Genomic DNA, 13627 nt, shown 5'->3' with positions numbered 1-13627 from the left:
ACGGTTCTTTATTTCGCTAATCCCAGCTCCTTCAGCTCCTTCAAGCCGTTATCTACGAAGCTTTTGAATCGGAAGGTGGTATCCAGCTTTTTTAGGAAGTCGTCATAGGCCTCCAGCTTATTCTTGCCATAATAGAATTTGAGCAATTCCTCCTGACGGAACCGTGTGGCATCCGCAGCGTTGAAATCAGGCGGCAGGGTGACGTAGCTGTTATAGGTTTCGATGACCTTCACCTTTTCATTGGCCTGGATATACGGCTCCTGCGCCGGGAATTTGGTGCTCAGATAAGCAGCTTCCGGACGGCCGGCCAATTGGTACAGCCAGGTAAAGGCAGCTTCCGGGGCTTTGTCCGTCAGGACTGTTTTGCCATTCTCCACTTTAAAGTGAACATCCTTCAGCCCGAACTGCACCAGATTTAACCCGTCACCCTTGGATACATAATTGAATAGCTCAAAAATTTTGTCAAGCTTGGCTTTATCCTTTTCCGCCGATTTGGAGATGGCCATATACCCGCCGGTAGCGCCTTTCTCTCTGGTGCCCAAGGTGTCGGCAGTTGGCCCCTTCAATTCGCTCAGCATCACCCAGTCCGCATTGGGGTTGGCTTCCTTCCAGACCTTCCGCGCATCGTCCTTCACAATGTTGGTCCAATCCATCACCACAATGCCCGCTTTGCCCTGGAAGGCCTTATCCTTATAGTTGGCCAGCTTATTGCTGGCGATCTCCGGGTCAATAGTGCCGGTATCAATCATTTTCTTCATATACGCAACGGCGTCCTTCATCTCCTGCTGGTAGATCCCGTGGACCATCTGGCCGTTTTTGATATAGAATCCATCGGTCACACCATGCAGGGGCATCACCAGGCTGGCCAGAACGGTGAGCTCGGAGGTAATGCCGAAGGTATCATTTTTGCCGTTCCCGTCCGGGTCCCGGGTAGTGAAGGCCTTGGAGACCTCCAGCAGCTCATCCAGCGTCTTCGGAACCTGAAGGCCCAGCTTATCCAACCAATCCTTGCGCACCCACGGAACGCCGTAATAAATATTTGGTGTAGTGGTAATGGCATACGGCTTGCCGCCGATCTCCGCCCGGCTGAATACCTGATCCCCTACCAGATTTTTCACATCACCCAGCTTATCCTTATACGGGGTCAGGTCCAGCAGCAATCCCCGTTTGGCATATTCCAGATACTCCGTTTTACCCGGAAATTTGATGATATCCGGCAGATCCGCCCCGGCAGCCCGCAGATTAAGCTTCTGGATGAAGTCATCGCTGCTGTTGGTGATGGTCAGTGTCAAATTCGTATTCAGGGCCTTATCCAGCTCAGGCTTGACAAAATCCTTGGAAGGAAGCGTACTTCCCCACCCTGTCATCATCACTTCGATAGGTGTAACTGCGCCGGAGGAAGGATTGGCTGCCGGGGAGCCGGAGGCTCCGGAGGATGGGGCCGAGCTGCTGTCCGTGGAGCCGCCGCAGGCTGTTGCCAGAAGTGAGGTGCTGAGTAAAGCAGCTGCCAACAGGGTAAACCGTTTTTTCGTTTGCATGTGAACATCCCCTTTATATATAGATAATGTGCAGCTAAAATCCGATGTTGTGCATCAGCCTTTTAAGGCGCCGATGAGCATTCCCTTGGTCAGATGCTTCTGCACGAAGGGATACACCACGATAACAGGCAAACAAGCGGCAATCACGGAAGCCATCTGCAGCGTCGTGCTGGGAACGGTAACATCCACGTTAACCTCAGGCCGGTCGGCTGCGGTCAGGAGCCCTCGGACAATCACCTGCAGCGGATACAGCTTGGCGTCGGTTATATAGAAGACAGCGGAGAAAAAGGCGTTCCAGTTCCCCACCAGATAAAACAGGCCTACGGTCATCAGCACCGGCAAGGACAAGGGCAAGGCCAGACGCATGAGCACAGTCATTTCTCCTGCCCCATCGATTTTGGCCGATTCATACAGCTCCTCGGGCAGATTCTCGAAGAAGGTTTTGATCACCAGGACATTGAAGGTGGAGATTGCCCCGGGGATGATCATAGCCCAAACCGTATTCAGCAGCCCTGTTCCCCGAACAACCAGATAAGTGGGAATCAGTCCACCGCCGAACATCATGGTGAACACGATCATGAAGATGAACAGCCCGCGCCCGATCAGCTTTTTCCGGCTAAGCGGAAAGGCCAGCAGCACACTGAGTGCCAGGTTGATGGCGGTACCCACCGCTGCCACAAACACCGTCACGCCGAAGGCTCTTGGAATGGTGTCCATTCCGAACAACATCCGGTACGCCTCAAAGGTAATCTTCTTGGGGATAACCACAAATCCGCCATTGCGGGTAACCTCACTGTAAGGTGTCAACGATACGGACAGCACATACATCAGCGGAAAAACGGAAGCAATCCCCACCGCGATCAGCAGCGCATAAATCAGGATGTCAAAATAACGCTCTGCCCCTCTATTTACCATAATCCACCGCCCCACCTTCTGGCCAGCCTGTTGGAGGAGTATACCAGGGTCAGGCCAATCACGGACTTGAACAGTCCCACCGCCGTGGCCAGGCTGAAATTCAGCTGCTCCAAGCCGACCCGGTATACCCAGGTATCGATGATATCGGCAACGGGGTAAACCTGGATATTGTACATGATATAAATTTGCTCAAAGCCCGCATCGAGTATCGATCCCAACCGGAGGATCAGCAGCAGCACGATCACACTGCGGATACCCGGCAGGGTAATATGCCATATCCGTCTCAGCCTTCCTGCACCGTCGATTCTGGCGGCTTCATACAGCGTCGTATCAATGGAGGACATGGCCGCCAGGTATACAATGGCCCCCCACCCTAAATCCTTCCACACATCGGTTCCTACCAGCACACCCCGGAATAAATCCGTGGATGTCAGGAACGGAATGGCGCTGTGCCCCGCTTCCGTCATCCAACGGTTAATCAGACCGGAGGTTTCGGAGAAAAAGGCGATGCCGATGCCGTAGATAATGACCCACGACAGGAAATGGGGCATGTAGCTCAAGGTTTGCACCAGCCGGTTCAGCCATAGAATCCGGCCCTCGTGGATCAGAATAGCCAGTACAATGGAGGGGACCATGCCCCAAATCATTTTGTAGATGCTGATCAGAAACGTATTGCTGAGCAATTGGCCAAAATAGGGAGATTCATAGAAATATTGAAAGTGCTTGTACCAGGGATCTGCCCAAGGGCTCCCGAATATGCCCTCCAGAATATCGTAATCCTTAAACGCAATGACAATACCGTACATCGGGACATATTTGTATATAACATAATATGCAATGCCCGGGAGCAGCATCAGGTACAGGGCCTTCATACTCCACATCTGCCGCATCAGCCTGGCTGCGCGGGAGGTGCGGACGGAAGCGGCTTTGCCTTTGCTGGCTGCAGCCATGTCGCCCATGCTTCATCACCTTCCTTTGGGTTGGGGTATAGATTCATCATATCTCCCAGCTCCGGTCCACGGTAGAAACGAAATTGACCTTTCACTAGAACGGATTTATCTTTTTGTGTACACTGTGGATAAAAGGAAGTTCATTCCCTCTTTGGAAGGTGACCCTTATGATTGTTACGCCAGTTCTGCATTACCATGGGCAGTGTGAGGAAGCGATGGCCTTATACGGACAGGCATTCGGATTGAAGACAGCCTTTTTCCTGCGGTACCGGGACGCGGATGCCCGGGATTGGAATGTAACCATGACAGAGGAGCAGCGGAATGGCATTTATCATGCAGAAGGACATATCGGGGACCAGCGGTTTATGATGGCGGATGAGTTTGACCAGCCTTTCCAACCGGGTACGGCCAATTTCTTAACCCTTACCTTCGATACCGCGGAGGAGGTCCAGCATGCCTTTCACCTTCTGGAGGTGGAGGGAACCGTCATCTATCCGCTGCGGAGCACCACATACAGCTCGTGTATGGGCACAGTGAAGGACAAGTTCGGCTTCCGGTGGGGGCTGATGACGGAGCAAACGGAGAAATGACAGCAGCACAAAAACACCTGCCGTCGCAAGGATGGCAGGTGTTCTAATTGTATCGTGGTGGCGGAAAGGGTGGGATTCGAACCCACGCACGGTTGCCCGCCTAGCTGATTTCGAGTCAGCCCCCTTGGGCCTCTTGGGTACCTTTCCACGGTTGGGCCCGCCTAAAAAAGCGGGACTTCCTTATGTTATCATAAGGGTACCCAGCTATGCAAGAGGGTTTATTTGAGCAAATTTTGCCCGCTCCAATTCATTGCCCCATGAACAAAGGTTAAGATAATGATCCGGCTTTCTTCTACTTGGTATACAAGCCGGTATCGATGAATAAATACCTCCCGGACATCCTCAACATTGATCTCCGGCACAAGCCGACCTCTATATGGAAAAACATCCAGTGTTCTAACCCTCTCCATCACATCGGAAAGAAACGAAAAAGCATAACTTGGCGAATCCAAATAAATATAATCCACTGCCGTTCAAGGTCCTGACTGGCAGACTCCGTCCAGATTATTGATTTAGCCATTTGGACATACGTTTCTCCATTTCTTCTTGAGTCACAATACGGCCTTCGGCCATGTCATCCTGGCCTTGCTGGATTTTCTTTCGTACGTACAGCGTATATTGAATATCTTCCAGAGAGCAATCATCCGGCAGATTATCGATAATTTGTTTAACATCATCCTTGAGCATGTCATCACCTCAAAATGATTATAACATAATTTAAGGTTCAAGAGATCTAGCCGCTTTCCTTTCGTCTAAAAAACCTCCTACACCGCAGTGCAGAAGGTTTTAACGAATCTATTCGTTGATATTGCCGGCCATCTTCAGGCGTTTGGCGATTTCCTTGAAATCCTCCGGGGAAATCCCCGGTGCAAACTCTTCCTCCAAGGAAGGAGCCTCCGGAATTGGCACACCCTTAGGCGCCCCCTGGATTACCTCCAGTGGCAGGCCATCTTCCGGGTGGGTTCCCTTCCAGATTTGCTCAATGCCGCTAAAGTCACTTTCACTCCACGTATACAGCTTCGTATGCACGCCTTTTTCCTCGTACTTCCGCGCTTCGTTAAACGACTTGTTGCTTAAGGACGGGATCGGTACCAATTTGGTTACATTCACACCGGTGGCAATTTCAATGGCCTTGGCATAAGCCACCACGTGAACGCCTCCCCGCACCAGGAGGAATCCCACCACTTCCCGGGCAGCCGGGTTATCCGTCATTTCGTATACCTTCATTTTGTGGGTCCGGGCCCCGCATTCCAGGAAGAAGTTGTGCAGAAGATCCTCCACCAGATTGCCGCTGTTGAACACATTTGCTCCTGTCCACGGATTGCCCATGGAATCGAACGGCATGGCTCCCTGCGCTCCCGCCAGGAAATGATAGGACAGCCTTGCATCCTTCACAGCCTGGAGCGGTCTTAATTCCGGCTCTTTGTATTCGGTGGAGCCTCTTAGGCAGTTATTGATAGCGTGGGATACCAGCTCCACATGGCCCAGCTCCTCCGCCGTAATGCTCATCACAAGATCATAGAAGGGCTTCAGCTTTTTCTTCGACCGGAAGTTAAAGGATTGAAAGAGATAGTTGTTTAAGGTTGACATCTCCCCGAACTTCCCGCCCAACAGCTCCTGAACGGCTGCCGCGGCATTCGGATCGGGTTTTTCGAGCTGGGGAATCTCAATCATGATCTCATCCATGCGCTTAAACATATTGTCCTTCCTCCTTATGATTCTTCTGATGCTTAGGATTACCTTATTTCTTTAAACGCAACCCCCACTTGCGAAACGCCGTATTGCCGAGATAAGTTAGCACAAAAAAAGCCCTCCACACCAAAGTGTGGAAGGCCCTCTCATCCCATTCGCTCATTTTTTCTCCGGCTTGTATACACAGCCCAGTTGCTTGCCGGCTCTGGCATAATCCAATTCCAGACGTTCCCCTTCCTCCTTCATCTGAAGGTCAAACGGCGGAGCAGGCGGATTATTCAGGCTAACCGTTAGACGGTTCATTTTCTTTTCATACGTGCCATAGGACATTTGGGTAACATTCCCCCTAACCTCCTTCAGGGAAGCACCGCCTTTTTGAGGGGTAACCCCCCGCATGAAATGAACCCCGGCATAACATTCCTCCGGACCCGCTGCCAGCTGCCAGCGTCCTTCAATATTTATATCTCCAGGCGGGTTGATAAACACCAGATACATGACTCCAGCGGTTACCAATATGATAATCCCAACAAGACCCATCCATTTTTTCTTCATGCCATCTCCCCCTCCTCTTTATCCTGTACCATTCTATTAATCGTAGAGGAGGGACGTTCAAACCAAAAAGCGGCAGAAAATTCAAGGCTTCCATATTTCTTGCAGCAAGGTTACGATCTCATTCATTACCGGGTCCCGCTTCCGGTCTTTGGGGTAACCGAAGCTCAGATCCACAGACAGATCGATGCCCTTCCATACCTTCAGCTTATTCTCCTTCACAAATTGCATGGCAATCGGCTCCGCAAGCAGGGAACAGCCCATCTCCTGCTGAACCAGATTGCCGATCAGTGTCTCATTGTCCACATACATAATCGTCTTGGGGACCATATCCCGCTCCAAAAAATAGTCCATCGCCTGCTGGTGGAACGGACAGCCTTGGGTGGTCCAGATCCAGGACTTCTCTGCGAAATCCTTCAATGTCAGCTCCCGGTCCGGCACATCCCAGCTGTTCGGGTAGACCACAACCATCGGGCATGAATGCAGCTTAACCGAGTGGATATGCGAATCCGCCACTTTCCCGTAGTAAAAGCCGGCATTGATCTTGAGCGCCGCCACATCCTGAAGGAAATCCTCACTCCTGGTGTTGACAAAATGCGGTTCCACCGCCGGGAGACGCTCGGACATATGCCTGATCATTTTATCCATCTGGAGAAGGTTTCCGTCTGTATTCAACCCGATCCGGATGGTCTCCGCCGAATCCTTCCGGAGCTCCTGGGCCTTCTTATAAAATTCTTCGATGGAGAACAGAATCTGCTGGGCTTCCTCCAACAGCTTCGTCCCTCTTTCTGTCAGCGTCATTCCCTTGGAATTCCGGTAGAACAGCGGAAATCCCGTTATTTGTTCTAAAGCCTTAATATGTGCGCTTGCCGCAGGCTGGCTGATATTCAGCTGCAGGGCGGCATCGGTCAAGTTTCCCGTTAATGCTACTTTCACAAAGGTCTGCAATTGATACAACTCCAATTTCCGACACCTCCACACAGTTGCATATCATCCGGCCTTCCGTTTTTCCGATGGATTCGATCAGAACTTGAAATTAGACGGTGTAATTCCTGATAGGCTATAGTAAATCCAGAATGATTGCAAAGGAGGTGCACAATGTCCATTTTGATTGCCATGTGCTTATATTCATTATCCATGTCCATTTCGCCAGGACCTGTGAATATGACGATTCTTTCAGGTGCTGTCAACTTTGGTTTTAAACGTTCTTTTTCCTTCATTACCGGGGCCACTGTCGGGTTTACCCTTCTTCTGATAGCGGTAGGCCTTGGTGTATCCGCTTGGGTGGGACGGCTTCCTGCTTTTGATGATTTCCTGCGGGTTGCAGGTACAGGCTATATGTGCTACATAGGATGCAAAATCATCGTCTCCCGTCCGGACCTGGAGTCCCGGGAGAACGGGCCTCCTACGTTCAGCCACGGATTTTTGATGCAATTGCTGAATCCGAAGGCGTGGATTGCCTGTTTGTCCGGAACGGCTGCATTCAGCCTCAATACATCCGCTGTAAGGCTTTGGGCGTTTGTGGCTATCTATTTGATCATCTGCTATTTATCACTCGCAGCATGGGGTTATCTGGGCTCCAAAATGCAATTTCTTGCCAGAGTCAAAAACGGAATCCGCATTTTTAACCTCTCCGCTGGAGGTGCCTTGATTACGGTAGCCATTTATCTTTTCATTACAAGCTGATCGAGCCGTACGGGGATGACATAACAAAACCTTCTACGCCATGTAGAAGGTTTCGCATCCTGTTAACAGACCGGTACCCGTGGCTTTTAAACGTTATGTTCCGGCGCTCCTCCTTCTTTATCTGGAGCGGAGCGCAGCACCTTTTTCATCTTGCTTTCGAACTTGGCCCGGGGGATCAGCACACTGTGCTGGCAGCCCAGGCAGCGCACCCGGATATCCATGCCCATACGGATGATCTCCATCTCATTGGTTCCGCAGGGATGGGCCTTCTTCATCTGCACAACATCGCCCAATTGGAATTGCTTCCGTTCCATTCTATCACCTCTGTCAAAAGAATTACTTGAGACTGCGTCCTTACCCCTCAGCGTTCATCTGTTCCTTATACCGGTCCAGATGATCCTTGATGATCCGCTTGATATCCCGTTCCACAGAGCCTTGTGTGTTCGGCTTGCATTCCGCCGTTACCCGGATGGCGCTTTCCGCCGCACCCAGAGTTTGCAGACCCAATACCTCCGGGGGTTTGGTCAGATTGGGAATGCTGTCATACGCATCTGCAGCGGCCTTGCTGATAAGTGCAATAATCTTCTCCAGATTATCTCCGTTCGCCACGGGTACATCCACAATGGCCAGCGAATTATAAATGGAGAAATTGGTCACCTGCTGGATCGACCCGTTGGGAAGAATATGTACTTCGCCTGTTGCCGTGCGAACCCGTGTCACCCGCAGCCCGATCTCCTCCACCGTTCCTTTGAAGGCTCCTGTCTGGATCACATCCCCTACCCCGAACTGATCCTCGAAGATGATGAAAAAACCGGTGATAATATCCTTGACCAGACTTTGCGCCCCGAAACCGATGGCAAGCCCCAGCACGCCTGCCCCGGCCAGCACCGGTGCCAGATTAATGCCGAATTGACCCAGAATGATCAGAATCAGAATAAAGTTAATGGTATACGTCACGATGTTGTTCAGCAGCTTGCCGATGGTTTTGGTGCGCCGCTGGTCCAGCCGCAAGGGCGCCCTCTCCCGGACTACCATCAGCCTCTCCAGCGCCTTCTGCGCCAGCTTCGACACTACTCTTCCGATCAATAGAGCCAGCAGAATCTGAATTGTCGTCTGCAGCCAGCCGCTCCAGACCTCAGGGTTGGATAAATAGTCCTTCAGCTGCCCGAACGCGCTTATGGTGGGCTCCAAAGCCTCCACTTCCATAATGAATCCCGGTATCCTCATATGCAGGTTCCTCTCTACAATTCAATTCGGGTATACGTCTCTCCTGCCCGTTCATATATCCCCTTTATTTCCACCTTTTCAGCCTTAATGATGTCCTTCACCTGGGGAAGCTGCTCACCCGGAAAATCAATAGACATGGCGCAGCCTGCTGTAATTTGCTTGGGCGTTGGCCGTGTATCAATATCCACTTCCCCATACTCCAGCAGCATCTCCGCCCGCAAGGCCTGCTGCGTGGAATCGAAGGCTATGAGAAGCCGTTCTTCCATCTGCCTCTCCTCCTCTACCATCCGCCTGCTTTTTATTATCCGAATCCGTGTATAAATAGATTAAAGGATTCGTATACTAGTAAAAAGTTGCCTCTTCCCGTCCTGTCATCTTCTGCTTGTAGTCCGGCAGCTTACCGGCGTAACCGGATTGTCCACGAACAGTCCCGCCCGCACGCCCATTCCTTATTCCCAGGAGGTATGCTATGAAATTTTTACCCGAACGCCAACCGGCTGCGGACAAGCCCTTATCCTTCAAAATGCAGCATACAGAACGGCATTGTGCAGCTTCCATGGCTGCCCATCTTGTTGGTCTGTTCAGCGAAATTCCTCCCTACCGGGACATCGTCTGGGTGAATATCGGAACAGACCGCTCCACCGGTGATTCCCTGGGGCCTCTGATTGGTACAAGGTTAAGCAAATATGCCATACCGGGTATTCATATTTATGGGACCCTGGACAATCCGGTTCATGCCATGAACCTGGAGGAAACCCTACAGCGTATCCATGAATCCCATTCCGACCCTTTTATAATCGGCACGGACGCTTGTTTGGGACAAACCCAAAGCGTAGGCTGCATTCAAATTAGCCAAGGCCCGTTGAAACCCGGCGCCGGAGTCAAAAAGGAACTGCCTGACGTCGGCTGCATGCATATTACCGGCATCGTCAATGTGGGCGGTTTTATGGAATATCTGGTGCTCCAGAATACCCGTCTTTCTCTGGTAATGAATATGGCCGATGTAATCTCCCGCGGCATTCATATGGCCTTCCTTCAAACAAGGCGCCTTATGATGACGCCCCCTCCCGCCGAGCTGCCTGGATCTTTGCTGCAGTTTGAGCGATAATTTCCTTTTCCTCCGGCGTCAACGTATAACTGGATGCTCCCTGCTCAACCGGCTTGGCGTAAAGATAGGATTCCTCCCGGTTATGAATCCCTGTGAGCACCAGACCATTCTGGTCTTCGTCGGTGATGGCGATGGAGAAGCTGAGATCGCTGCCCTGCTGGGAAAACGCATTGTACCTTTTCATGGCCACATTGGATTTCATCGTTCTCATTCTGCTGCGGATGCCGTTAAGCGCATCCGCTTGTTGTTTGTTTTCCTCACGCAAGGCTTGAATGCACTCCTGCATTGCCAACAGCAATTCATCTACATTTTCCACTGAGGCGTTGCCGATGAGCTTCTTGTACCTCTTTTTCATTCCGGACAATTTGGCCAAGGCGACAATAACCAGCACCAGCACAATCAGCAATACGACCGCTATTGCCCCCATAATCATTACCATCATCATATTATCCATGCTGCATCACCTTATAGTCCTTGTCTGATTTCCTTTACAGCGCCGATCAGGGCGTCCACTTCCGCATCCGTTGAAAAGTATCCCACACTTGCACGTAATGCTCCGGTTTCTGTTGTCCCCGCCGACTGGTGGGCTAACGGGGTACAATGATATCCGGCCCGTACCGCAATTTGAAAGGATTGATCAAGAATAAATGCTACTTCTGAAGGGTCTGTATCCGCCAAACGGAAGGCAACGATCCCTGTTCTAGGTTCTCCTATTTCCGGCCCCAGCAGCTCGACTCCTTCAATTCCCATTAGGCCTTCCATCATCCTCCGGACAAGCCTGCTTTCCTTGGCATGAATGGCATCTACCCCTTCACGCAATACAAACTTCACACCCTCACCTAATCCTGCAATGCCTGGTGTATTCTGTGTTCCCGATTCATATCTGTCCGGTCTCACCTGAGGCTGATCCACAGCCTCGGATTGACTGCCGGTTCCTCCATGATGCAGAGGCTCCAGTTCTACATCCGGATGAATGTATAGTCCTCCCGTCCCTTGTGGCCCCAGAAGCCCCTTGTGGCCCGGGAAGGCTAATAGATCAATATTCATATTCTCGACGTCTACAGGCAGGATTCCGGCGCTCTGAGCGGCATCCACCAGGAAGCGTATCCCTTTGCGTTTGCAGATAGAGCCAATTTCAGCAACCGGCTGTATCGTACCCAGAAGGTTGGAGCTGTGGGTGACCGCAATCAACCCTGTATGGGGACGAATCTCCTTCTCCAGCTCCTCCAGCCGGATTCTGCCCGCCCGGTCTGTTTGGAGATACGTCACCTCTATACCCAGCTTCCGCACCAGATACTCTAAAGGCCGGCGGATTGAGTTATGCTCCACAGTGGTACTAATCACATGCATACCGGGCTTTACATAGCCCTTAATAGCCAGATTCAATGCTTCTGTCGTATTCGCCGCGAAGGCAATGTCATTGGCGTTGCGGATATGAAACAGCTTGGCCAGCTGCACACGGGTCTGGAATAAAATCCGGCTGGCCTGAACAGCCATTTGATGGCCGCCTCTTCCCGGATTGGCTGCAGACTCCTGCATACACTTCACCATTGCCTCTGTAACCTGCGGCGGCTTCGGCCAGCTTGTTGCAGCATTGTCCAAATAGATCAATACACCCACTCCCCTCGCCAGCGACTTCATATCTTATTCCTAAAATAACGAAAGCATACCCGGCCCAGCCTTTACTCAGGATTCAAGGCGAATTCAGGTATGCTTCAGGTGCTCGATCAAGCTATTAACTTATTCTTCCTTGAAGCAGTTCCAATATTCTTTCCAAGTCATCCTTGGAATAATAGGAGAATTCAATTTTACCTTTATTCTGCATCTGAGGCTTTATCTTCACGGCTGTTCTGAATATGCTCCGCAGATTCTCCTCTACCTCATCCATAAACGGGTCCTTCTTCCGTGCTTTCAGAGGTTTATCTGCTTCCTTGGTTTTGGTTTCCTCAAGCTGCTGAATGGCTTCCTCCAGCTCACGCACACTCCACTGCTGCTTGATACAGGTGTCAGCCAGTTCCTTCTGCTTAGGTTCTCCCTTAACTCCGGCGATTGCCCTTGCATGTCCCATAGAAATTGTTCCACGTGAAACATATTGCTTGATCTCTTCAGGGAGCTGCAGAAGCCGCAGGAAGTTGGCAATATGCGAACGGCTTTTTCCAACCTTCACAGAAAGCTCTTCTTGTGTAAGCTTGAATTGATCTATAAGTGCCTGATAAGCCAGCGCTTGCTCCATGGCGTTCAGGTCCTCACGCTGCACGTTCTCGATCAGAGCAATCTCCATAACCTGTTGATCGCTAAATTTCCGGACAACTGCCGGAATAGTAGTCAGACCGCATACCTGGGATGCCCGGAAGCGCCGTTCACCGGCAATGATTTCGTAGCCTTTAAGCACAGTGCGGACAATAATCGGCTGAATAACCCCATGTTCCTTGATCGATGCAGCCAATTCCTGAATACTTTCTTCATTAAAGGTTTTCCGGGGCTGATACGGGTTGGCCCGGAGCTGCTGTATTGGGATTTCAATTACCTTATCATCTTCACTGACATTTAACGACGGGATAAGAGCATCCAAGCCTCTTCCTAAGCGCTTATTCACTCATAATCACTTCCTTTGCAAGCTCCATATAAACCTCTGCTCCTTTGGAACGGGGATCATATGTAATAATAGATTGCCCATGGCTTGGGGCTTCGCTTAAGCGGACATTCCGCGGGATAATCGTTTGATAAACCTTTTGCTGAAAATACTTTTTAACCTCTTCTATAACCTGAATCCCCAAATTGGTTCTAGCATCAAACATCGTCAGCAGAACACCTTCAATTTGGAGCGTTGTATTCAAATGTTTTTGGACCAGGCGGACGGTATTGAGAAGTTGGCTCAATCCCTCCAAGGCGTAATACTCACACTGAATCGGAATGATAACGGAGTCCGCGGCTGTAAGAGAGTTAATGGTCAAGATACCCAAGGATGGCGGACAATCAATCAGAATATAGTCAAACATATGCTTGACCAGCTGCAAAGACTTCTTCAGCCTTACTTCTCTGGAGATGGTAGGCACCAGCTCAATTTCGGCACCGGCCAATTGAATCGTGGCGGGAATAATCTTCAGGTTGTCAATATTGGTAGGGACAATAGCATCCTTGGGGTGAACATCGTTAATAATCACATCATAAATGCAGTTGCTGACATCCGCCTTATTTATTCCGATTCCACTAGTGGTATTCCCTTGTGGGTCAATATCCACCAGGAGCACCCTTTTCCCTAAGCTTGCCAGGGATGCGCCTAGATTCACGGATGTGGTGGTTTTCCCCACTCCGCCCTTCTGGTTGGTTACTGCAATTATTTTAGACAAACCCATTCACCTCAAACTATTA

At 50.7% G+C, this 13627-nt stretch carries 18 protein-coding genes and 1 tRNA gene; 3 read left to right on the top strand and 16 right to left on the bottom strand.

Annotated features, from left to right (window positions below; translation table 11 throughout):
- Positions 1–8 precede the first annotated feature (8 nt).
- Genes ACI1P1_RS23870 through ACI1P1_RS23860 form a run of 3 tightly spaced genes read right to left on the bottom strand, consistent with a single transcriptional unit; the run spans position 9 to position 3403 of the window.
- Positions 9–1538 (bottom strand): extracellular solute-binding protein, encoded by a 1530-nt coding sequence (locus ACI1P1_RS23870; protein WP_416218964.1) that lies wholly within the window; start codon positions 1536–1538, stop codon positions 9–11.
- A 54-nt stretch (positions 1539–1592) separates the two neighbouring features.
- Positions 1593–2453 carry a carbohydrate ABC transporter permease gene (locus ACI1P1_RS23865; RefSeq protein WP_416218963.1) on the bottom strand — a complete coding sequence of 287 codons (861 nt, stop codon included), beginning with the start codon at positions 2451–2453 and terminating at the stop codon, positions 1593–1595.
- Positions 2447–3403 (bottom strand): ABC transporter permease, encoded by a 957-nt coding sequence (locus ACI1P1_RS23860; protein ID WP_416219112.1) that lies wholly within the window; start codon positions 3401–3403, stop codon positions 2447–2449. The genes ACI1P1_RS23865 and ACI1P1_RS23860 overlap by 7 nt, the downstream gene beginning before the upstream one ends.
- 167 nt (positions 3404–3570) lie before the next feature.
- Here ACI1P1_RS23860 and ACI1P1_RS23855 point away from each other — a divergent pair, with 167 nt between their 5' ends.
- On the top strand, positions 3571–3993 hold the full coding sequence (locus tag ACI1P1_RS23855) for a VOC family protein (protein WP_416218962.1): 423 nt from the start codon (positions 3571–3573) through the stop codon (positions 3991–3993).
- A 58-nt stretch (positions 3994–4051) separates the two neighbouring features.
- Here ACI1P1_RS23855 and ACI1P1_RS23850 read toward each other — a convergent pair.
- The 6 genes from ACI1P1_RS23850 to ACI1P1_RS23825 all read right to left on the bottom strand — a co-directional run bounded on the left by ACI1P1_RS23850 (position 4052) and on the right by ACI1P1_RS23825 (position 7197).
- Positions 4052–4140, bottom strand: a tRNA-Ser gene (locus tag ACI1P1_RS23850).
- A gap of 71 nt (positions 4141–4211) precedes the next feature.
- Complete coding sequence (locus tag ACI1P1_RS23845) at positions 4212–4460, bottom strand: type II toxin-antitoxin system RelE/ParE family toxin (RefSeq protein WP_416218961.1); 249 nt, start codon at positions 4458–4460, stop codon at positions 4212–4214.
- Positions 4461–4497: 37 nt separating this feature from the next.
- On the bottom strand, positions 4498–4680 hold the full coding sequence (locus ACI1P1_RS23840) for a hypothetical protein (RefSeq protein WP_416218960.1): 183 nt from the start codon (positions 4678–4680) through the stop codon (positions 4498–4500).
- 108 nt (positions 4681–4788) lie between these two features.
- Positions 4789–5691 carry a manganese catalase family protein gene (locus tag ACI1P1_RS23835; RefSeq protein WP_416218959.1) on the bottom strand — a complete coding sequence of 301 codons (903 nt, stop codon included), beginning with the start codon at positions 5689–5691 and terminating at the stop codon, positions 4789–4791.
- A 153-nt stretch (positions 5692–5844) separates the two neighbouring features.
- Positions 5845–6237 (bottom strand): hypothetical protein, encoded by a 393-nt coding sequence (locus ACI1P1_RS23830; protein ID WP_416218958.1) that lies wholly within the window; start codon positions 6235–6237, stop codon positions 5845–5847.
- Positions 6238–6318: 81 nt separating this feature from the next.
- A complete protein-coding gene (locus ACI1P1_RS23825; protein ID WP_416218957.1) occupies positions 6319–7197 on the bottom strand; it encodes a LysR family transcriptional regulator in 879 nt (292 codons plus the stop codon).
- A 135-nt stretch (positions 7198–7332) separates the two neighbouring features.
- On the opposite strand from ACI1P1_RS23825, the gene ACI1P1_RS23820 reads away from it, so the two are divergent.
- Positions 7333–7920, top strand: a complete 588-nt coding sequence (locus tag ACI1P1_RS23820; RefSeq protein WP_416218956.1) for a LysE family translocator — start codon at positions 7333–7335, stop codon at positions 7918–7920.
- 86 nt (positions 7921–8006) lie between these two features.
- Here ACI1P1_RS23820 and ACI1P1_RS23815 read toward each other — a convergent pair whose 3' ends face one another.
- Genes ACI1P1_RS23815 through ACI1P1_RS23805 form a run of 3 tightly spaced genes read right to left on the bottom strand, consistent with a single transcriptional unit; the run spans position 8007 to position 9413 of the window.
- Entirely contained in the window at positions 8007–8234 is a 228-nt protein-coding gene (locus tag ACI1P1_RS23815) for a DUF951 domain-containing protein (RefSeq protein WP_416218955.1), read from the bottom strand.
- Positions 8235–8274: 40 nt separating this feature from the next.
- On the bottom strand, positions 8275–9147 hold the full coding sequence (locus ACI1P1_RS23810) for a mechanosensitive ion channel family protein (RefSeq protein ID WP_416218954.1): 873 nt from the start codon (positions 9145–9147) through the stop codon (positions 8275–8277).
- Between the two features lie 14 nt (positions 9148–9161).
- Positions 9162–9413, bottom strand: coding sequence for a putative Se/S carrier protein (locus ACI1P1_RS23805; RefSeq protein WP_416218953.1), 252 nt, complete (start codon positions 9411–9413; stop codon positions 9162–9164).
- A 203-nt stretch (positions 9414–9616) separates the two neighbouring features.
- Between ACI1P1_RS23805 and yyaC the strand changes: the two genes are divergently transcribed.
- Positions 9617–10255, top strand: coding sequence for a spore protease YyaC (yyaC, locus tag ACI1P1_RS23800; RefSeq protein ID WP_416218952.1), 639 nt, complete (start codon positions 9617–9619; stop codon positions 10253–10255).
- Here the strand turns inward: yyaC and ACI1P1_RS23795 are convergent.
- From ACI1P1_RS23795 to ACI1P1_RS23780, 4 genes are all read right to left on the bottom strand, one after another.
- Complete coding sequence (locus tag ACI1P1_RS23795) at positions 10197–10709, bottom strand: DUF4446 family protein (RefSeq protein ID WP_416218951.1); 513 nt, start codon at positions 10707–10709, stop codon at positions 10197–10199. The genes yyaC and ACI1P1_RS23795 overlap by 59 nt on opposite strands.
- 11 nt (positions 10710–10720) lie before the next feature.
- Positions 10721–11896 carry an aminotransferase class V-fold PLP-dependent enzyme gene (locus tag ACI1P1_RS23790; protein WP_416218950.1) on the bottom strand — a complete coding sequence of 392 codons (1176 nt, stop codon included), beginning with the start codon at positions 11894–11896 and terminating at the stop codon, positions 10721–10723.
- Between the two features lie 94 nt (positions 11897–11990).
- Entirely contained in the window at positions 11991–12851 is an 861-nt protein-coding gene (locus ACI1P1_RS23785) for a ParB/RepB/Spo0J family partition protein (protein ID WP_416218949.1), read from the bottom strand.
- Positions 12844–13605 carry a ParA family protein gene (locus ACI1P1_RS23780; RefSeq protein WP_416218948.1) on the bottom strand — a complete coding sequence of 254 codons (762 nt, stop codon included), beginning with the start codon at positions 13603–13605 and terminating at the stop codon, positions 12844–12846. The genes ACI1P1_RS23785 and ACI1P1_RS23780 overlap by 8 nt, the downstream gene beginning before the upstream one ends.
- Positions 13606–13627 lie beyond the last annotated feature (22 nt).

This window comes from Paenibacillus mesotrionivorans (genome assembly GCF_046098205.1).
GTDB classification, from domain to species: domain Bacteria; phylum Bacillota; class Bacilli; order Paenibacillales; family NBRC-103111; genus Paenibacillus_AR; species Paenibacillus_AR mesotrionivorans.
The sequence above is the reverse complement of the archived record's forward strand: the minus strand, read 5'-3'. Positions and strand labels throughout refer to the sequence as shown.